General features: G+C 48.2%; 23 protein-coding genes. 1 reads left to right on the top strand and 22 read right to left on the bottom strand.

Features of this window, described 5'->3' with window-relative positions; translation table 11 throughout:
• Nucleotides 1–65: 65 nt before the first annotated feature.
• From NST29_RS01785 to NST29_RS01725, 13 genes are all read right to left on the bottom strand, one after another.
• Nucleotides 66–782 carry an N-acetylmuramoyl-L-alanine amidase gene (locus NST29_RS01785; protein WP_033020073.1) on the bottom strand — a complete coding sequence of 239 codons (717 nt, stop codon included), beginning with the start codon at nt 780–782 and terminating at the stop codon, nt 66–68.
• A 51-nt stretch (nt 783–833) separates the two neighbouring features.
• Complete coding sequence (locus NST29_RS01780) at nt 834–1,652, bottom strand: hypothetical protein (RefSeq protein WP_033020075.1); 819 nt, start codon at nt 1,650–1,652, stop codon at nt 834–836.
• Between the two features lie 105 nt (nt 1,653–1,757).
• The gene (locus tag NST29_RS01775; protein ID WP_013144111.1) at nt 1,758–2,138 is read right to left on the bottom strand and encodes a hypothetical protein; all 381 of its coding nucleotides are present in this window, start codon (nt 2,136–2,138) and stop codon (nt 1,758–1,760) included.
• Nucleotides 2,138–2,332 (bottom strand): hypothetical protein, encoded by a 195-nt coding sequence (locus NST29_RS01770; protein WP_033020077.1) that lies wholly within the window; start codon nt 2,330–2,332, stop codon nt 2,138–2,140. Before NST29_RS01770 ends, NST29_RS01775 begins: the two co-directional genes overlap by 1 nt.
• The gene (locus tag NST29_RS01765) at nt 2,332–2,682 is read right to left on the bottom strand and encodes a hypothetical protein (protein ID WP_033020079.1); all 351 of its coding nucleotides are present in this window, start codon (nt 2,680–2,682) and stop codon (nt 2,332–2,334) included. The genes NST29_RS01770 and NST29_RS01765 overlap by 1 nt, the downstream gene beginning before the upstream one ends.
• Nucleotides 2,683–2,696: 14 nt before the next feature.
• Nucleotides 2,697–5,588: a glycosyl hydrolase family 18 protein gene (locus NST29_RS01760; protein WP_033020082.1), complete on the bottom strand. Its 2,892-nt coding sequence runs from the start codon at nt 5,586–5,588 to the stop codon at nt 2,697–2,699.
• Complete coding sequence (locus tag NST29_RS01755; RefSeq protein ID WP_033020084.1) at nt 5,585–6,382, bottom strand: hypothetical protein; 798 nt, start codon at nt 6,380–6,382, stop codon at nt 5,585–5,587. Before NST29_RS01755 ends, NST29_RS01760 begins: the two co-directional genes overlap by 4 nt.
• A gap of 6 nt (nt 6,383–6,388) precedes the next feature.
• Nucleotides 6,389–6,586 carry a hypothetical protein gene (locus tag NST29_RS01750; RefSeq protein WP_033020086.1) on the bottom strand — a complete coding sequence of 66 codons (198 nt, stop codon included), beginning with the start codon at nt 6,584–6,586 and terminating at the stop codon, nt 6,389–6,391.
• Between the two features lie 2 nt (nt 6,587–6,588).
• Nucleotides 6,589–8,076 carry a phage tail protein gene (locus tag NST29_RS01745; protein ID WP_033020089.1) on the bottom strand — a complete coding sequence of 496 codons (1,488 nt, stop codon included), beginning with the start codon at nt 8,074–8,076 and terminating at the stop codon, nt 6,589–6,591.
• Between the two features lie 10 nt (nt 8,077–8,086).
• Nucleotides 8,087–9,151 carry a hypothetical protein gene (locus NST29_RS01740; protein ID WP_033020091.1) on the bottom strand — a complete coding sequence of 355 codons (1,065 nt, stop codon included), beginning with the start codon at nt 9,149–9,151 and terminating at the stop codon, nt 8,087–8,089.
• 15 nt (nt 9,152–9,166) lie between these two features.
• Entirely contained in the window at nt 9,167–9,916 is a 750-nt protein-coding gene (locus NST29_RS01735) for a distal tail protein Dit (protein ID WP_033020093.1), read from the bottom strand.
• Nucleotides 9,913–11,586 (bottom strand): hypothetical protein, encoded by a 1,674-nt coding sequence (locus tag NST29_RS01730; RefSeq protein ID WP_235207603.1) that lies wholly within the window; start codon nt 11,584–11,586, stop codon nt 9,913–9,915. The genes NST29_RS01735 and NST29_RS01730 overlap by 4 nt, the downstream gene beginning before the upstream one ends.
• A 237-nt stretch (nt 11,587–11,823) precedes the next feature.
• On the bottom strand, nt 11,824–12,627 hold the full coding sequence (locus tag NST29_RS01725) for an NUMOD3 domain-containing DNA-binding protein (protein ID WP_033020095.1): 804 nt from the start codon (nt 12,625–12,627) through the stop codon (nt 11,824–11,826).
• 103 nt (nt 12,628–12,730) lie between these two features.
• Between NST29_RS01725 and NST29_RS01720 the strand changes: the two genes are divergently transcribed.
• Nucleotides 12,731–12,874, top strand: a complete 144-nt coding sequence (locus tag NST29_RS01720; RefSeq protein ID WP_081917036.1) for a ribbon-helix-helix domain-containing protein — start codon at nt 12,731–12,733, stop codon at nt 12,872–12,874.
• Between the two features lie 84 nt (nt 12,875–12,958).
• Here the strand turns inward: NST29_RS01720 and NST29_RS01715 are convergent, their stop codons facing one another.
• From NST29_RS01715 to NST29_RS01675, 9 genes are all read right to left on the bottom strand, one after another.
• Entirely contained in the window at nt 12,959–13,816 is an 858-nt protein-coding gene (locus NST29_RS01715; RefSeq protein ID WP_235207604.1) for a tape measure protein, read from the bottom strand.
• A 3-nt stretch (nt 13,817–13,819) separates the two neighbouring features.
• Nucleotides 13,820–14,032, bottom strand: coding sequence for a hypothetical protein (locus NST29_RS01710; protein WP_081157447.1), 213 nt, complete (start codon nt 14,030–14,032; stop codon nt 13,820–13,822).
• Nucleotides 14,007–14,435, bottom strand: coding sequence for a hypothetical protein (locus tag NST29_RS01705; protein ID WP_033020097.1), 429 nt, complete (start codon nt 14,433–14,435; stop codon nt 14,007–14,009). The genes NST29_RS01710 and NST29_RS01705 overlap by 26 nt, the downstream gene beginning before the upstream one ends.
• Nucleotides 14,436–14,507: 72 nt before the next feature.
• The gene (locus tag NST29_RS01700) at nt 14,508–15,458 is read right to left on the bottom strand and encodes a phage tail tube protein (protein WP_033020099.1); all 951 of its coding nucleotides are present in this window, start codon (nt 15,456–15,458) and stop codon (nt 14,508–14,510) included.
• 11 nt (nt 15,459–15,469) lie between these two features.
• On the bottom strand, nt 15,470–15,682 hold the full coding sequence (locus NST29_RS01695) for a hypothetical protein (protein ID WP_033020101.1): 213 nt from the start codon (nt 15,680–15,682) through the stop codon (nt 15,470–15,472).
• 1 nt (nt 15,683) lies between these two features.
• Entirely contained in the window at nt 15,684–16,127 is a 444-nt protein-coding gene (locus NST29_RS01690; RefSeq protein WP_033020103.1) for a hypothetical protein, read from the bottom strand.
• Entirely contained in the window at nt 16,124–16,549 is a 426-nt protein-coding gene (locus NST29_RS01685) for an HK97 gp10 family phage protein (protein ID WP_033020105.1), read from the bottom strand. Before NST29_RS01685 ends, NST29_RS01690 begins: the two co-directional genes overlap by 4 nt.
• A gap of 5 nt (nt 16,550–16,554) precedes the next feature.
• Entirely contained in the window at nt 16,555–16,980 is a 426-nt protein-coding gene (locus NST29_RS01680) for a hypothetical protein (protein WP_033020106.1), read from the bottom strand.
• Nucleotides 16,981–16,986: 6 nt separating this feature from the next.
• The gene (locus NST29_RS01675) at nt 16,987–17,346 is read right to left on the bottom strand and encodes a hypothetical protein (protein WP_033020107.1); all 360 of its coding nucleotides are present in this window, start codon (nt 17,344–17,346) and stop codon (nt 16,987–16,989) included.
• Nucleotides 17,347–17,348: the final 2 nt, after the last annotated feature.

Genomic DNA, 17,348 nt, shown 5'->3' with positions numbered 1-17,348 from the left:
TGTAAAACCTCCTAGATTTGGTATTTACCTTTATCATAAATCACCTCCTTTCCGTTTGAAAGTAGTTAGGCTCTGTATACATCAATAAAGGAATCAAGCCCTTTTTCTTTCAACTCCCTTACTCGTTTTTCAGCATTTTCCCGATCCGCGAAACTGCCTGCCATCACGCGGTAGAATACCTTCCCACCGTCCGACGGCTTCGGTGTAGTCTTTGCCTCTGACGTGGGCTTGGCTCTCCACCCATGAGCTTTGGCCAGCCCGTGTGCATGCGCCAGTGCGATCTTCCGCAGATTGTCATCCGACTTCAGAAAATCGGCATCGTCCTTATTGTCAATAAACCCATTCTCGGTCAGAACGGCAGGCATCTTCGTCTCGCGGAGAACGGCAAGGTTTGCCTCTTTCTTTCCGCGATTGGAAAATTTTATTTCGGTAACAATGGTATCGTGTAAAACGTTTCTCAATGCCTGTGTTTTCGGCTTGCTCGGATACGAGCCGTTATAAATGTACGACTCGAATCCCTCTCCGCCACCTGCGTTGATGTGAATGCTACAAAAGTGATCCGCGTTGAGTCGGTTGGCAAAAGCAGCGCGGTCGCTCAAGCTGACAAAAACGTCTTTGTCGCGAGTGAGATAGACCTTGACACCTTCGTATAGCTCATGAATGTAGTCTCTCGTATAGAGCGCGATTTTCAGCGTCAAATCCTTTTCACGAAGTCCGTTCGCTACCGCACCCGGATCGTGGCCGCCGTGGCCAGGGTCGATGACTTGAATGAAGTCAGCCATATTCATTCCTCCTTCGATAGTTTGGAATAAAAGGCAAACAAAAAACGCCCTTTACAGGCGTCGTTCTTTTTGGATTTCATCATAAATGGCATCAAATTGTTCGATATACTCGCCATATTTGTTATAATCATTTTCATTTCTCATTTCTCCAAACAGTTGAATCAGCTCGCTTAATTTTGTTTTCATCGAAAGTTGATCTTCAAGATTATAAAAATGCCTTGCATAAGCATAACCAACATGAGCCATGTGAGACAAGAAGTCTTCTCTGCTGGAATATGGTGCGTATTCGCCTGAGTGAAGCGATTGGCTCATACCTTTCAGCCAATAATATACGTCGCTATATTCACTTTTCTCAATGAAAAACGACGCTTCAGATTGTTTGTTTGGAACTTCATCCACAAAATAAGTTGTGTTAAAGTGCTTATCTAACTCATGAATGGTTTGGTGAATCTCGTAAAAAATCTCATCGCCTTTGATTGCGTTGTTTTGAATCGCTTGATTCACCAGCTTTTTCACTCTGTTTAGCTCATCTATCTTTTCGCCGTCATATTTGATATTGCCCAAGTTCTTTCTGATATCGTTTAAAATTCTCTTATAATCTTCGTTACTTAAAGTCTTTCCGCCATTATCAACCTTTGCTTTGTCCACGAGAACAGCAGAATTCAGATGAGCAAAGTAGAGCTCAAAATTCGATTTGTATTCAGGGTGATTATGTGGATCGACGCCGACAGTCAGTTGTTCTTTTTGTTCCAATTTCGACTGCTGTGTATTTGAGGCAGGTTTGGTACTTTGGGCATCCTTATCGCTCATTGCAAAAAACCCGATCCCTAAAACAATGGCAGCTAACAAGCCCAAAATCCATTTCCCCAACTCGAACCCTCCCCCTTGGCCTTATTATGTCGTTACCATTTTAACCAATTTTTCAACTCCTTTCAAATGAAGGACGCCAATTCGGGCGCCCCTTCCCCTTAATAATCAACGATACACCATGAAAGAATATGTTGTTACCACCCCCGTATATTCTTCATTTTCTCTAGCTTGATAGTACAAACGGACCCTGTATCGACCTTCTTTCTTTCCGGCCAAGTAAAATTTTTTGACAGGTGTTTGATGTCTATAATATCCCGATTGCAATTCCACAGCCTTCCAATAACCATCATAAATTTCTAATGCCAAGACATAATCCCAAGTTGGCGCAATAAATCCATCGCCGTTTGGATCTGCAATTCCTCCACCTTGATAAGAGACCGTTACATCAATTGAAGTAGCGTTTTCTGTATAGTAGCTGGCATCAGTGCAAACAACATGCGGCATCATAATATCACTACAAGGCATATTCCAACCACCCTTTCCCATTATTTTTTGTCCTTCTCGTCGCTTTTGTCATTGTTCTTGTAGACCCCAATCGCCGCCAACAAGCCAAAAACGCCGGAAACGATGATCTCAAGCGCCCCTTCGATTTGCTCTGGATCATCGACCTTGGCGATATTCGCGATGACCAGAGCAACAATCGGGATGAAATACCCGATGATTTTTTTCCAATCCTTCATCACCACTCACCTCCTTTCTGGACAAGATAAATAAGTGCGAATAAAAAACCTAACAGCCAAGGGGTGATAGCTGTTAGGATCGCGCTAAACCACATTTTCTTGAATTCTTTCTTCTCGGCCTCTTTTTCTTGGATCAGGACAAGCGCTTCGCTTGCCTTTTGAAACGCCTCCTCCGCCTTTTTCAAGGCGTTCCGGCTTCTCTCATCAGCTTCACTGGCCATGGACGTTTTTTCCTCCAAACGAATAATTCGTTGTTCCAGTCTGTCCAATGACGACGACACTCCATTTAGCGAGTCATAAATCTCTCGCAGTGTAATTGTCACCCCGTTTCCGTCATGTGAAATGCCCATGACTTCACCTCCTTTCATGGGATATAAGTGAATATCCGCGGGTCTTCTTGCCCGATTGTCCACATCGCCACACCTTTACAACCGTATCGCATTGTGTATTCGGCAGCTTTGATGAAACTTTCAAGGTCGCCGTTCCACGCAATCGAATAGCCTTCCGAATCGCCGACATAGAAATTGCGCAGCCATACACCTGCGTCCGCCATACGGATGCGGATGATTTTCTCTCCTTGCCAAGACGGCACGGTTACAATCGGGAGGTTTTCGTAGTCATTGGAAATCTTGATGCCTAGCCCTTCATCGGGGTCAAAGCCCGAATATACAAGATAGCCTAGCTCGTCATAGCTGTACGGCCGCGTTTCTTCAAGTGCGACATGTTCCACGCCGTCGATGATCGCCGCTACCTTCTCCATCGGCTCATACCGATCATTTGTGGCGATTTGCAGTCGATAGCACTTCACGCGACAACCGCTCGCATATACACCGTGCGCTCCCTTGTTTGGCGGCGCCGGAAACGTTTGTGTACTCGGATAGTCGATGACTTCCGTGTTCCCGACCATGCACTTGATATGATTGCCGTGCACTCGAACCTTGAATGTGTAGCGTTGTCCAAGCGTCAACGTGAGAGGTGCGGACGCTAGCACTTGGGAACTTCCTCCGCTCTCGTATTTCAAATAGAACCGTCCGGCTCGATGGTCAGCAACAAAGACATACCCTCGCCCAATTTGTCCGGCTTGATCGGCGCAAAAGCGAATGCCGTACACAGCGTTTCTGTCGTTCACGTCAGCGCGCAAATCCACTTCGATATGGGCGTTCATCTCGTATTGGCGGTTGACAATCAACTGCATCGATTGCGTCCTTGTATCGGCAAATACATGCGCTTCCTCGGTGCTTGTCGCTGCATAGGGGCGCCATGCTCCAAATGAGTATCCCCTGCTCACTGGAGTGCCGACACATCGTTGTAAATCGGGGTCGGGGTTAGAACCCGGCGGCATGTAATTTGGATCGACATGCAAGTAGTATCTCGTCTTTGCCAAGTCGGTAATGCCGCTTCGGACGTGTGGTCCGAACAGGTCTTCCCAAATGATGGCCGGACGTGGAGGACGGCGCAATAATTCGCCTGTAATCGTCATGTTCGCCGGAAAGGAGGCCTGCACTTTTGAAACGATCCCGTTTGTCACTTCTCCCCGTTTCCACGTCGGCTGCAAATTAACACGATACTCGACTTCCCCTCCCGACATGCCATGCTCAAACGCCTCGCAAACGATAAACCCTAGAATTTGCGCATCGTCTTCGCATATGCCAACCTCAATCGTGTTTGAAGTGCCAAACGAAAAGACGCCGCAGTCGTAGAAATGCCTGTCGGGATTGACGTAAAACGGATACCATTCGGGCTGATTTCCTTTTTCCCCGATGACAAAGCCCTGTCCGTTCACACTGATGGGAATTCGCGGGTTTAAATACGGGAAATAGACAACGGCGATCAGTCGATAGCTTCCCGCTTCTGGCAGGGTGAATGAGTAGTACAAGCGCCCGTCCTGCCCTTCGTTTCCTTCTGCTGGTTCGCATGTGTTCAGGTCTTTGTTGTAGTTGTAGACCGCCGAATGCGCGGAATAGCCGTAAAATGTATAGCCGGACAGTGTATCACGCGGCGTCCAAGTCGTGCCCGTTCGCGTGTTCCCCATCCGGCTCGTCACATCGTTCAATATTTTCTTGATGCCCGTGAACTTCGCTCTTTGGTGCTTCGAATAGCTTGTGATGTAGTCCTGTCCGTTGTACGTATCACGGAAAATCACGGTCTGATCGTTAAACGTCTTTAACGTTGCGAACTGCACCGCAAATCGGTCATACACATGCAAATACGTCTTTTCGTAGGATGATTCTTCATCATGGAATCCGGCATATGGAATGAACGATTGATTATACCAAACAAACTCCCCATTTTCATTTGTTTGTCCGGCGTTATGCTTGAACAATCCGTTTTGCCATTGTATAATTTGCCAATATCTGACGATTGTCCCTGTCCGCTTCTCATTCAACTGCCAACGGCGTCCATATGCGGCTGTTCCGACATACACCTTCTCTGGTTGCAGTACATTTTGGACATGATCTAACACCTGTTCGAGCCACCATAATGGGGTAGATGCTCCAGGCGCAGTATTGCCCGACGAGAAATCATAGGACATGATTTGAAACTCGTCGATAGCCTGATTTCCGTTCAAATCCCTTCCGCTAGCAACGGTTCGATAGTCTGTCCATTGATACCAATACGGCTCAAAATCGCCCGTCATCGCATGAAGGTTCACGCGCAATTCCAGCCCTAACGGAATACAAACCTCGTTTTTCACCCTTACAAGCAAATCGCGATACTTTTCCGCTTCTTGATATGAGCGACTTCGAGACGAACTTTTTTCAAAGTCCATCTCAATCCCTTTGATGCGGTTCGGGAAACGGTTCATGTAGAGTTCGGCGATTTTCCGAAGTTGTCGGATGAACGTGTCTTGTGCATTGTTCACGTTATCTAACATCGGCTCTACCCGACTTTCATTAAAACAAACCATTTGTAACGACCACTTGATACTCGGGTAGTGATCCACCAAAAATCGCAACGAATCTCTCATCCAATAGCGAATGCCGCTCTCGTCATCGGTCAAGACTGGATACGCTTCTCCGGCCTTGTAATGATAAATCGAACCGTCCGCTAATACACCGAAATCGTGAAGACCAAACGCATGTATTTTGTCGTGATGTTCTAAAAACGCGTACCAAAAGTTGCGCTGATCGCCGCCCCAATTCTTCCAAGCGTTCGGGTCAATGATTTCCCATAAGCCTGTTGAGACTTCTCTCGCGTATTGCTCAAATTCAGCGTTTGACGGCTCATTTAGCGACCAAGATAACAGCTTTATCATGGCTTGGACTTCCCTTCCTGCCATTGAATGAGTTCGACAACTCCCCAGTACCCAATGCCAACGTCTTGCATTTTCCCATTAACTAGCTTGTAAAACTCGATGCGAATCCGGTTCGAGCCATAAGGCAAGCCCATGAACAATTGACGTTTGATTTTTAACGTTCCGTTCCCGACATTCAGCAACCGGCTGGCTCGGTTTGCCGGCTGCCCATTGATAGTGGCGATGTTTTGAGAAGCCCATAGTTTGATTTCACTACCAGCCGGGCCGCCTTCAAAAAAGAACTCGCGGCTATACCGTTTATTTAACGGGTGGTCCGGTTCATCTTCATACGTCAATTCCTCGCCGGAAACGAAATCGCCATAGTTCGTTGAGATTCGTAAAAGGTCGAAATCATTCTTCGCATACAAGGTGATATCCACCGCAGTCGTAACTAATTTTTGCGAGAAATCATCTTCGTAGATATTCGGAACCACAATTGCTTCATGCCCTCGGCCGACGATGTTATAAAAGCGATTTTTCACACTAGGGAACACCCTCGGTTGATCGCCTAGGTACAAATCGCCGCCGACGGCTGTCTTGGTTTCGTCCAGCGTTCCATACTTTGGTGTAAAAAATTCGGCCGTATTTGGAATGGTGGCCGTCACTTGTTGCCCTTCTTGCAATTGGAGATCCGTTATACGAACCGTCCCTGCTTCGACGTTTTCCACGACGAATTCTATTTCGATGCTGGATACCTTTTTTCTTTGGAATTTCGATAACGTCGCTAAATAGCGCGTCCAGGATTCCTTGTTCATGCCGCATCACCCATCCAAGGACCAACGAGTCTCCGAAGGATGGCCAGCCCAAATGGTCGCGATCGTTCCCCCTTGCAACATGATATCCGTAACATTGATTTGTCCGGATTGACAGTTTTCCATGACAAATTCAACTTCGATCGCCGCAACACCGCGATCCGGATTTTTCACCTCGATCGCTTGATTTATGAGATTAAAATACATGATTACGCCTCCCCAGCTAATGAAATCCAAATCGGTTCATCTTCTGTTCCATCCGCATATTTGATGCGGATATACACCCCGACTTTTCCGGTTCCGACTTGCAAGTTTTCGGTGGCCACACGCATGCTGATGGAATACGAATCGCGATGGGACGGGTAAACGATTTGCTTGAGTGTCTTGATTTTTCCTTCTTCGGCCGTTGCCTTAAACGAGGCATTGCCGCTGTATCCGTTGACCGGATCAATCTCCCACCCGTTATTCGTCCAATAGTTGAACCCGTCATCAGCACGGGAATTCATGAGGTAGTTAAAGACGCTTAGGTTCAATAAATCCTGTCTGTCTACCGTATCCTCCGATTCCAAAACGGGTGCCGCTTCCTGAACACCCGACAGCAAATCAGACAGCGTCGGTTGTGGACGTTCAAGCTCCACTTCCGATTCCCACGGCTTTTTGATGTTGTACTTCCAACGAACAATGCGCTTTTTCTCGTTGATGCCCAATTCTTTGTCGTACACAAACACGTTATCGCCAAGGGCGAATTGTTCATGGCTTAACCCCGACAGTCTCGACAAGTCGGCGACTTTCATCACGTATGAAGCAGTCGGACGCGACAAGATGCTCAAGGCATACAAACCGCGCTCGTAAAGGTGGAACGGGTTGGTGAAACGCTCGTCTTTCACGATCAGCACTTTCTTTTTGGCCGTATATTGATGGTTTTCAATATAGGGCAATCCTTCTGGATGAGCGTCTTCAATCGTCATATTGTTCTTCCCGTACAAGTACAGCTTTGTGACAAGATTTTTCGTACTGTAGTTCACTTCGATTTCCTTCATGTTTTTCCGATAGACGATAGACGCTCCGGAATCCCTTCCTTCCGGCCGCAAGAAATCGACTGTATTGTTGCTTGTGTTGAACCACAACTCGCCCGTAAAGACGTTGGGAAGCTCTCTCAATGCTTTCAGCCGATTCGTCAATCCTTCCTCTAGCTGAAGGTTTCGGCGCTCTGTCACTTCCACACGCCCGACTGTCCACCCTGTCCCGTCCAGAATATCCGCCATGATTTGTTCCGGCGTCGCGTCCTGCCAACTCCACACTTTCATCGGCTCGGTATATTGCAAGTCGTACCACGTTGCTTCGCAATACACAACGAGTTCAAGCCGCCCTCCGGCTCTCACTTTTGAAACATCGCGAACGAAATATCGCTGATTTACGACTTCGATAATATTTTCGTTTTGAATGTACTCCCGTTTTGGATCGTTGTATGGAAGGGAAAACGTCAGCGTATCCACACTGCCAATCTCTTGTTCCAAAATCGGATCATCGGCGTTTTCCAATACGCCAAGTCGCTTCCCCTCTTGGTCATACACGACAAGCAAGGCGTTAGACAGTCGGCTATACAAGGGCTGTTGTCGTTGTGGCGGTTGGCTGTTGTATCGAATCTTGCCAAGCAGGTTATACCGCCCAACTCTCAACTGATTGTATTTCAGCACAGGCGTCACCTCACGCCACGACTAGCCAAGGCGAGCAATAGGAACTTCGTTGAAACAACGCTCCGCTTGCCGGAAACGTTGACGGCATATCCCCAAAAGGAATGTTTGTCGCCCGATAGCCGCCGTAAACTGTATGTGGGTTTGGACGTGGGGACAAATCTTGCAAGAACGTTTGGGCGTCGAATCCTACGATAGGAATGGCACTGACTTGGTTCAGTCCGTCATAATACGCTGTTGCCCCATCGTGCCTTGCAATCCAATAGAACCCCGGTTCTAACTCCAAATTAATGTCCACCATGCCCCACCCTCCGGCCGCCGGAATGGTGATGACAGGGCTTTGAAAGAGCAATTCGCTCGGCCGCAGGCCGTTATCGCGATAAATACCGATTCGCAACGATACATTCGTGCTTGCTGAATTCAGCTTCATCGCCGCCTTGTTGAATCGGGTTTTGGTTGGCAACGGAAACGGGAAAGCGTCAATCGTGTTGCCGTAAACCAATATCCGAAACGCGGGCACGTGGCTGTTCACGTTCGCCGTTCCGTCTGCATTTAACGGATTGTAATCGCGCCGAAAATGGCTGACATACGTTCCCGACAACGGATAAAAGGGCTCAACTCCCGCCGGATTATTAGCAAGCAACAGCGAATGTTGATCCACCGTCTGTTGCAACGATGGAATGCTTCCGACGCTCCCGTCTATGCTTTGACGCCATGCTGAAACGTTGGTGATATACGTGAAATCCGCCGCAATCGTATCGTTTAAATTTTGTTGCTCATGAAAGACGACAACACCGTGCGCCGGACTGATTTCGTATTCGCTCGGGTCAACTTGGGCGCCGTTCCGATAGATAATCGGCGCAGGGTTGTCGAGCCAATTTCGTATCGCCCCTTCATAAATCCGATAGCGAATGGTCGGATCATCTTGGTCAGCCACAGGCGTCAATACGTGCCCTGTCTCTTGCGCCGTCTGCATTTCCAAAACCGACTGCATTTTGTTGATGTCATGTTGCAAGCCCGAAATATGAGCTGCCAAAATGTCTTGGCTTGTTAGGTCTCGATAAGGAGTTTGCGCCATGGTTTCACCTCTTTTCTAAATCCATCGGCTTCGAGCATAGACGGTCGCTTTCTGAATGGTCGCATTTCCTTCTGTGAAAAACTCCACCTCGTTTTCCTCGATGTCCAAAAACGGAAAATCCATCGAGTCTAAATGCTGATTCGCTGATCGCTTGTTCCCGTATCCATTGACAATGTAGGACGTGACAAGTTGACTATCCAGCACAAGCGTTTCGCCCTGTTGCAACGTTCCCGAAAAACGTACGGATGTGAACGGCGTTCGTACACCAATTGAGCCGCCGCTGCATGTTCCCTGTATTTCAATCAGCGGCTCTGAATACTCGTTGCCTTTTTGGCGATTCACGACGTACACGCCCGCGCCGCTAAACTCGAACACTTCGTCCTCAATCGCATAGTAGAACGGATCGGGACAGAAAAAGTTCAGCGTCCCTTGGCCGGATCGGATCAAGTCGTCAATTTCCGTTTGATCCTGAATGATGGCGTTAATGTATTTGTCCGGCTCATCATCGAAAATGAGCGGCTTTGGCTCGCTCTTGTTCAATTTTCCGGCCAAGAAACGTTTCAATTCAAAATACGACATGTCGAGGTGTTCAAAGATAACCACCTCGACAGGAATGACGACCGACTGATGCCGCTTCTCCAAGAAATACGCGCCATGCCTTCCGGCGATAGACATGGATGCGATTTCTTGCGGCGGCATTAAGGGGCGTCCAATGTCCCGAACCAGTAGATACGGTGAAAGGTCAAACCCGTCATACGTAATCACAAGACGCTCCCCCCTATGCCGTTTGCCCTCATTTTTCCGATGCGCCGTTGACCGAGTTCACGGTCGATATAAGGCGTGACCACTCGCATAATTTCTCTGCCGTCCATCATGACAGGAACAACAATTTCTATTCTTTCGGTGCCCTGTTTTCCGCTGTTTTGCAGTTCTTCACGGATGATGCTTCGCAACATTCGTTGCGGTGCCACAATCTCGGGGTTTCCTGCTCCGGCGTCACCGACAATCGCTAGCGTCGGCTCGTCAACTACACCACCTGTTGCCAAACGCGGAATGTTCGGTATATTGAACCCAATCGAGCCGCCGCCGCGTCCGCCAATCACCGGAACCCAGTCGGGAATCTTCGGAATCGGAATGCGGACGCTGTTGATCGAGTTAATCATGCTGTTGATAAAGTCAATGACTTTGTTTACTGCGCCACGCACCGAACTAACTACGCTGTTCCATGCGCTTGATGTTGCGCTTTTCACTCCGTTCCATACGCTTGAAATGATACTGCGAATACTGTTGAACGCGCTTGAAATTCCCGAACGAATGCCGTTGATAACAGAACTGATTGCGCTTTTGATACCATTCCACACGCTCGACGTGACAGAACGGATCGCGTTCCATACTGTTGAAATCACGTTCTGAATGGCATTGAAAACAGAAGAAACCGCAGATTTAATCGCGTTCCATGCAATAGTCAAAGCCGAACGGATGGCATTCCATACCGTCGTTGTCACGGTGCTAATGACGTTCCACACGGTCGAAATCACCGTCTGAATCGCGTTGAATACTGTCGATACGGCGCTTTTAATGCCGTTCCACACGGTCGTCAACGCCGACTTGATAGCGTTCCAAACCGTGATCGATACACTCTTGATGCCTTCCCACACACTCGCAAAGAACGCACCAATCGCGCTGAACACCGTTTGTGCCACGCTTTTGATCGCATTCCACGAGTCCGTCAGAAACTTGCTGACCGAATCCCAGTTCTTCCATAGCAAAACGATGATCGCGATAAGCGCTCCGATAACGCCTATGACAATCAACACCGGCGCCGCAATCGCTCCAAAGCTGACACCAAGAACACCCATCGCCATAGTGATGGTAGACACAATCGGCGCAAGCGTCAAAAACAGTCCGGTGATAATGCCAATCACCGTGACAACCGCCGCGATGGTTGCCGCCAGCTTCGGGTTATTCGAAATCCACTCCGCTACTTTGCTGACTACATCAGCGATCCCTTGATACACCGGTGATAGGGCTGTGTTTAAATCGTTGAACGCGTTTTGCATTTGCACCATCGGATCGGCGTTCATTTGTTGTACCGTTTGGTTAAACAAGTCTTGATTCTTGTTCGCATCACCCAAGTGCTTGTTCATGTTCAGAAGCGTTTCTGCGATGTTATCGCCTTGGTCTTCCCACATTGTTCCAAAAATTGCCACTCCCAAGGCGTTTCGCTTCGTTTCATCATCGACGTTCATCAGCGCTTGGGCAACCTGTTGCATAGCCGTCCGCCCTTGTTCACCGCCTGCGGCGACAGCCTGCCCCCATGCCTGCAACTGCTTCGCGGAGATGCCTGTTCCTTGTAGCAATTCTTTAGTTGATTTATCAACGTCTTGGCCAAACTCGGCGAGACGGATACGTCCTTCTTTTAAACCCGTTCGCATTCACGTGAGTTCGCTACGCTCACGCCGTCCCTCGAAGGGACTGCTTCACGTCGCCGTGAAGACTAGACCATATCATCATCTAGGCAACAAAAAAGAGAGCCTAGATGCTCCCCGTTTCCATTTAAGAGGACTTATAGACCTTATTACGGCCACGCCCCACCCAATCGCTTGGCTGTACTCTACTCCCTGCCTTACTTGTCAGTAAGGTGCGGTTTCGATGGTCGTTACACACTGCATTTACATTTTGAACTCATAACCGTCGATATGACGGTATTTTTCTTTTTCTCTGCTGAAGTCTCTTTCAACGTTTATCACTTTGTTTCTCAACTTGTTTAGCAGGTACAAACTTATGTTGTATTTTTCAGCCACTTCATTCTTACACCCTACAAATTCAATTTCTTTTGATTTGTTATATACAATGACTTTGATTGCGCTCGGATTCTTTGATCCTGCAATTTTATGTCCATTCCCGTAGTTCGAGTTTTTCTTGCCTATCCGAGTTTTTGCTAGCTCTGAAATCTTTCTACGATGTTCCTCGCTTTTGGGTTTCCCTTTCAATGCTTCGCTTATTTTTAACCTGCGTTCCAGCGTTGCTTTTCTGCCGTATAACGGGCTTTTTTCTCCGCGTTTACCATACATAGGGTTTCTTGCGCCCGTCCGAGATAAACTCATTTTCAACCTTGTTTCTTCTGACGGTTTTCTATTGTAATTGGGATGCAAATAACCTTTTCTCCCGTACATAGAATTGAGTTTGCCCGATACAGCACCCAAACCGCCGTCATCCATGTTCGCAAGATCAAAGCCATAGACGTATCTGTATTCGTTTATAAACCATACCTCATATTGATAAGCTTCTTCGTCAGTAAGGTTATCCATCAATATAACAACAGCGCAATCTACATGATTGACAATTGCCTTAAATTTAGCGTTTCTACCCTTTTTCGTGTGGTATGCTCTGTTCCCGCATCCTTTTCCGACGTAAAAAGGTTCGTTAGTATCGAGCCTTATCCATTCGTAAACGTAGTATTTTCTTTCGCTCATAAAATCACCCTAAATGCAATACTTAACGTTACTTATATTGTATCATATTGTATTGTAAATGCAACACTTTTATTGTATTATATTGTCACATGGAGGTGATTTTATGAAAAAGCGAATTACGTTTACTTTAGATGAAAAAATCATTAAAGAATTGAAAGAGACTTCAGAAAGAACTATGATTCCTCAAGCTCGTATAGTTGAGCAAGCAATCATAGATTTTCTTAAAAAAATAGAATCCAAAATGTAAATGCTTGGCTCGGTGTTGTCTCTTCACTCATAAAGGTGAAGAGATTTTCACCGAATTAGGGGAGTTTTCTATGAGCGTCGCCGCTCATAGGGACAATGCTTTATCCAAGAGATTATCAATGTTCCACGTACCCGTCTCCACTCCTGCGGCGAAGATCGCCTGAATTTCATTCGCCTCAAATCCAGCGCGGTTCAATTGTTGGCCGTACTCGGAAATAATGTCAAGCTGTTCAGGCGGAAAGCCAACGCGCAACAGCGAATTGACAAGCCCAAGCGCTTGCTGATCCGACATTTCAAGCTCACTGCCGATTTCGTTTACCTCTTGAATCAACTCTGTAAAATCGACTCCCGAATAGGCAGCCGCGATCGCTCCGGCTCCCTCGACGATTTTCCGGTTTGCGGCGTCACTCGCATCAGCATTCAGCGCGAATTGACGGCGCACACCTTCTAGGGCGCTTTCCGCGTCAATCCCGTACGCTTTGACCGTGTTTGTTGCTTCTTTGACTGCTTGGATAGACTCGGGAGGAACGTCGAAGGAGACGCGAATTTTCGTCTCCGTGTTCACGCTCTCTAATGCTTTCCCGACAACTGCCGAAATACCTGCGCCTGTCGCCATGCCGGACAGAACGGGTTCGAAATTAATGTCTTTCAGCGATTTTTGGGTATTCTCCGCTTCATCTTGTAGTTTCTTGAGTTCGCCTCTTGCTTGCGACGTATCCACTTTCGGGGAAGGCATGGAACGGATGGTTTGAGTGAGTTCTCGGATCGCTCCTTCCAGTCGAACGACCGAAGACATGTCTGCTTGAATATCCAAATCCGGCATCGACTCAATGGCACTTTCAACCGATTGGAAGGCCTTTTCGGCGTTTCGTGTGACGCGGTTCAAAATGCCGGACACCTCGTCTACGCCGGAAATGGCAATTTGAACGACTTGATCCGCCATGCCTCATCTCCCCTTTCGTAAACGCGCCCGTGAAGGGAGTTTCCTTCTCAATTTCTCCGCTTCTTTTTGGCGCTCTTTTTGAATCTTGTTATGATGGGCGATTAATACCTCTTGTTGCAACGGCGTCATATATGGAACATCGAGTGGCGAAACGCCGCACTCTTTCACAAGAAAATAAAAATTCCTTCCTTCACGATTGAAAAAAGGAATCATCATCGCTTTCCACCGCTTCTTGCACTTGTTGCTTGTTACCGATGCCTGTGATTTCATAAATCCGTCTGGCGATTTCATCCACTAGTTTCGGTGGGAATTCGTTCTCCACAACCTGCTCTGTAATCATCGGGTCAACCGTTCCGTACGCCACGGCTTTAATGGCCGCCCGTTTCCGGCCGCGCAGGTTGGCTTTTGTGTCGAATTGAAGCGTCTGCGCCATTTTGCCTTTTAGCGTGGGCGTCCCTTTCACCGTCACACCTTCTTGCAAAAGTTCCTCGATTTCCGTCGCTTCTTTGTTGTTCAGTGGCCGAATATCCACCTCGAATTCTTCTCCGTTCCACATCACGGTCATCGTTTCTTGATAGGCTGTTCCGTTCAGTACGCCTGCGGTCAATTTCTTTGCCATTTGGTTTCCCTCCAAATTCAATTTATGTTTGTCCTTCTAAAAAACAGATGAGGATAAGCATTCCGCCTATCCTCATGCGACTGTATACGATGCCTTATTGTTCGTCAGCGACACTTGAATCGGTCCTGTGCCAGTCGATTGGTCGAACAAGGCTCGCGCCGTCACGGTTTGGACAATGCCTTCCCGACCTTCCACCGGTTGGCTCGATGCCGTATAAATCAGCCGCGGGAAAATGATGTCCAAATTGCTTCCCAAATGCAACGTGTAGCTGAATTCTTGCAACGTGTCAGTGCTCGGGCCGTCCGTGCCGCCCCAAAAGGCGATTAACTCTTGGTCGCTGTCGAATCCAAGGGCAACTTCTAACGTAACGACCATCGAACCCATAAACGCTTTCTTCGGAAAACGAGAGCCAAAGCCTTGCGCGCTCTCAATGTCCGCGCCCGTCTCCACTGTCAGCGTCAAACTGTTTACAGACGCGCTCATATCCGTTCCGTCCTTTTCGAGCGCCGCCATAGGCGCGGTGAAGACGTTGCCTTCCGTGAATTGAATGTTGGTGGCCAACGGCGCACGTTTGTCCGATGCGCCTAACGTATTGACCGTTAGCAACGCCCACTCATTCTCGATCTCCAATTCAAGCGACTCAATCACGTTGCCAAGAAAGACATGCTCCATAATGTCCTTCCCGACTTTGGCTGAAAATGAAGGCATAAGCGCGCTACGAGCCGGATAGAATGTGTGCGTATAACCAGTCGTGGCATCCCCTGTCACTTCATAGCCGCCCAACGCCCACTTCCAAAACCAGCCCGTCGCTTTGTCGTCAAGAGGCAACGTGATCGCCCCACCTGTCGAGTACACGCCTAATTGCGCCACGCGATCCAAGCCGGAAATGCCTTCGTAAATCAGCTTGTCGTCCTCGGCAGGCTCAATCGAAACACTTTCGGGGTCTAGCGTTTCCGCATATTGCGCCGCCTCCACCCCGAATTCTGTTTCCTCGCCAATCATCAAGTAGCGAGTAATTGCCATGGGTCATCACCTCACTCTTTAACGGTCTTGAGTGGTGCAGGGGTTAGGGTGGCGGCATAGTCCGTATCCGCTGTTCCGGCATCCGCGTCAAGTTTTTGCAACAAAGCGATTTGCTTGTTTCGCAACTCGTTCAGATCGTCAATCAAGTCATAAAAAATCGCTGGCAGTTGAGCAACACCAGCGCCACCTTCGCCTTTTCCGATGTGTTTTGGCACTTTCGCCATGCTATTCCCTCCGTTTCACTCGAAAATCAAATTGCACCGCAGACCAACAGACCTGCGTATTGTTGCCCATCTCATAGGCAGGGTCGACTTGCGTCGGACGAACATCCGACACAGTGCCGCCTAGCGTCCGGTCTTTCACAAGCACGTCATAGACCGTCAGCGCCAAATCATGCGCTTTCTCAAGCGCTTGTTCGGGGTCATTGGCTTTGACGAGAACGACAAAGTTGAATCGTATATCATGATCGGCTGTTTTCCCACCGACCAAGTTAGGAGCATACGGCTCGGGGACAATCCAAATCGCAGGCGTCAGTAACGTCCCGACTCTCACCTTTTCTCCGTAGACAATCCGTTTGATTTCAGCAAGTTCCGGCGCCTGCTCCAATACTTCCCGAACCTTCGCCCGAATCTCCCTGTGAATGTCCTTGAGAGGCTTGTTTTGAATCATATCAGTTTCACTTCCCTCAATGCCTGTTCAACGAAATCGTCAATTCGTCGTTCGGCTGCGGCGATAGAACGCTCAATAAAGCGTTTCGGCTTAATTCCCGGGTGTTTGACCTTTTTGGCAAAGACCACTTCACCGTTTACCTCAAATCGCAACGCTTTCGCTCGCCGCGGATAGATTTCATATGGTTCAGAACCATAGTTTTGCACAAGCGCATATTCAACGTTCGTGCCAACTGTATAGAACCGCGCGTTTCGTTTTTGCAATTTCCATGATCCGGCCAAGCGCCCGTGATCTTGCGGGGAAAACTCCATGAGGTTGCCCCACACTTCAAGCGCGGTCAGTTCGGTCGCGCGGTTTAGCGCTGCCCTCATCCGCGGAATCAACCGCCTCAAGTCTTCCATGCTGATTTCGGCATCAAACATGTTCATCACGCCTCTACATAGTCATCGGATGAAAGGAAAACGTCAATACTTCGCTTCATAAACGGCCGCAATTCTGTCCCTAAATCCTTAGTGACGTCCGATGTATTCAAAATGGATACGGCAAAGTCGTCAATTTGAATGATCGGGCTGGAACGTTGCTGTTGGGCGACCGCGACAACTTTGGCGACAGTCCGCAATAAAACGTCTTGAATCGCCAAATAGTCGTCATCCGTTTCAAGGACAGTCCGTTTGAGCCTCGCATGGATATGCGATGCAATCCGCTCAATCCATGTAGACAACAAACTGTCCAATTTCGTTTCGGGATCGCCAACGTCCGGCGGAAATCCAAAGTGATCCGCAGAAACGCCCGTCAAATCACGGACGTCCTGCGGCGTCACCACCTCGGTCACGGGTTTTTCAAACAATGGCATGGGCGATCACTCTTCTTTCAACGCTTCGAGCTTGTCGATGAGCGTGGAACGCTTCTTGCCTGCTTTCTCTTGGGACAACGCTTCGTCAACGGACAGTTTGCCTTCTTTAACCGCCTCTAGCACCTCGTCAATCGTCATGCTTTGAACGTCCAAGGCAGGTTCGGTGGGTTTGGCACTTTCGTGACGACGTTTCGTTTCGCTTTTGTCGCCTTCACTCACGATTTCCACCTCAAAATCTCGCACCGCTTTCACGGTTAGATATTCACGATTAGAAACCGTGATTTCGACAGTTTGATTAGGAGGAAACTCGACACCGAGGCGGTATCGAGCTTTCTTCCCTTTGTTCGTCACTCGTAATGTTTTCATCC

The sequence above is a fragment of the Geobacillus sp. FSL W8-0026 genome (assembly GCF_037966255.1).
Lineage (GTDB): Bacteria > Bacillota > Bacilli > Bacillales > Anoxybacillaceae > Geobacillus > Geobacillus icigianus.
This window is presented reverse-complemented; position numbering and strand designations above follow the sequence as displayed.

What these genes read in the sequence shown, in the direction of transcription:
- NST29_RS01695 (WP_033020101.1), bottom strand. Translation starts at nt 15,682, where the DNA reads ATGGCGAAAGTGCCAAAACACATCGGAAAAGGCGAAGGTGGCGCTGGT.
- NST29_RS01680 (WP_033020106.1), bottom strand. Translation starts at nt 16,980, where the DNA reads ATGCCATTGTTTGAAAAACCCGTGACCGAGGTGGTGACGCCGCAGGAC.
- NST29_RS01760 (WP_033020082.1), bottom strand. Translation starts at nt 5,588, where the DNA reads ATGATAAAGCTGTTATCTTGGTCGCTAAATGAGCCGTCAAACGCTGAA.
- NST29_RS01685 (WP_033020105.1), bottom strand. Translation starts at nt 16,549, where the DNA reads ATGTTTGATGCCGAAATCAGCATGGAAGACTTGAGGCGGTTGATTCCG.
- NST29_RS01770 (WP_033020077.1), bottom strand. Translation starts at nt 2,332, where the DNA reads ATGAAGGATTGGAAAAAAATCATCGGGTATTTCATCCCGATTGTTGCT.
- NST29_RS01755 (WP_033020084.1), bottom strand. Translation starts at nt 6,382, where the DNA reads ATGAACAAGGAATCCTGGACGCGCTATTTAGCGACGTTATCGAAATTC.
- NST29_RS01710 (WP_081157447.1), bottom strand. Translation starts at nt 14,032, where the DNA reads ATGATGATTCCTTTTTTCAATCGTGAAGGAAGGAATTTTTATTTTCTT.
- NST29_RS01690 (WP_033020103.1), bottom strand. Translation starts at nt 16,127, where the DNA reads ATGATTCAAAACAAGCCTCTCAAGGACATTCACAGGGAGATTCGGGCG.
- NST29_RS01700 (WP_033020099.1), bottom strand. Translation starts at nt 15,458, where the DNA reads ATGGCAATTACTCGCTACTTGATGATTGGCGAGGAAACAGAATTCGGG.
- NST29_RS01765 (WP_033020079.1), bottom strand. Translation starts at nt 2,682, where the DNA reads ATGGGCATTTCACATGACGGAAACGGGGTGACAATTACACTGCGAGAG.
- NST29_RS01750 (WP_033020086.1), bottom strand. Translation starts at nt 6,586, where the DNA reads ATGTATTTTAATCTCATAAATCAAGCGATCGAGGTGAAAAATCCGGAT.
- NST29_RS01730 (WP_235207603.1), bottom strand. Translation starts at nt 11,586, where the DNA reads ATGCGAACGGGTTTAAAAGAAGGACGTATCCGTCTCGCCGAGTTTGGC.
- NST29_RS01785 (WP_033020073.1), bottom strand. Translation starts at nt 782, where the DNA reads ATGGCTGACTTCATTCAAGTCATCGACCCTGGCCACGGCGGCCACGAT.
- NST29_RS01675 (WP_033020107.1), bottom strand. Translation starts at nt 17,346, where the DNA reads ATGAAAACATTACGAGTGACGAACAAAGGGAAGAAAGCTCGATACCGC.
- NST29_RS01725 (WP_033020095.1), bottom strand. Translation starts at nt 12,627, where the DNA reads ATGAGCGAAAGAAAATACTACGTTTACGAATGGATAAGGCTCGATACT.
- NST29_RS01740 (WP_033020091.1), bottom strand. Translation starts at nt 9,151, where the DNA reads ATGGCGCAAACTCCTTATCGAGACCTAACAAGCCAAGACATTTTGGCA.
- NST29_RS01775 (WP_013144111.1), bottom strand. Translation starts at nt 2,138, where the DNA reads ATGGGAAAGGGTGGTTGGAATATGCCTTGTAGTGATATTATGATGCCG.
- NST29_RS01715 (WP_235207604.1), bottom strand. Translation starts at nt 13,816, where the DNA reads ATGGCGGATCAAGTCGTTCAAATTGCCATTTCCGGCGTAGACGAGGTG.
- NST29_RS01720 (WP_081917036.1), top strand. Translation starts at nt 12,731, where the DNA reads ATGAAAAAGCGAATTACGTTTACTTTAGATGAAAAAATCATTAAAGAA.
- NST29_RS01705 (WP_033020097.1), bottom strand. Translation starts at nt 14,435, where the DNA reads ATGGCAAAGAAATTGACCGCAGGCGTACTGAACGGAACAGCCTATCAA.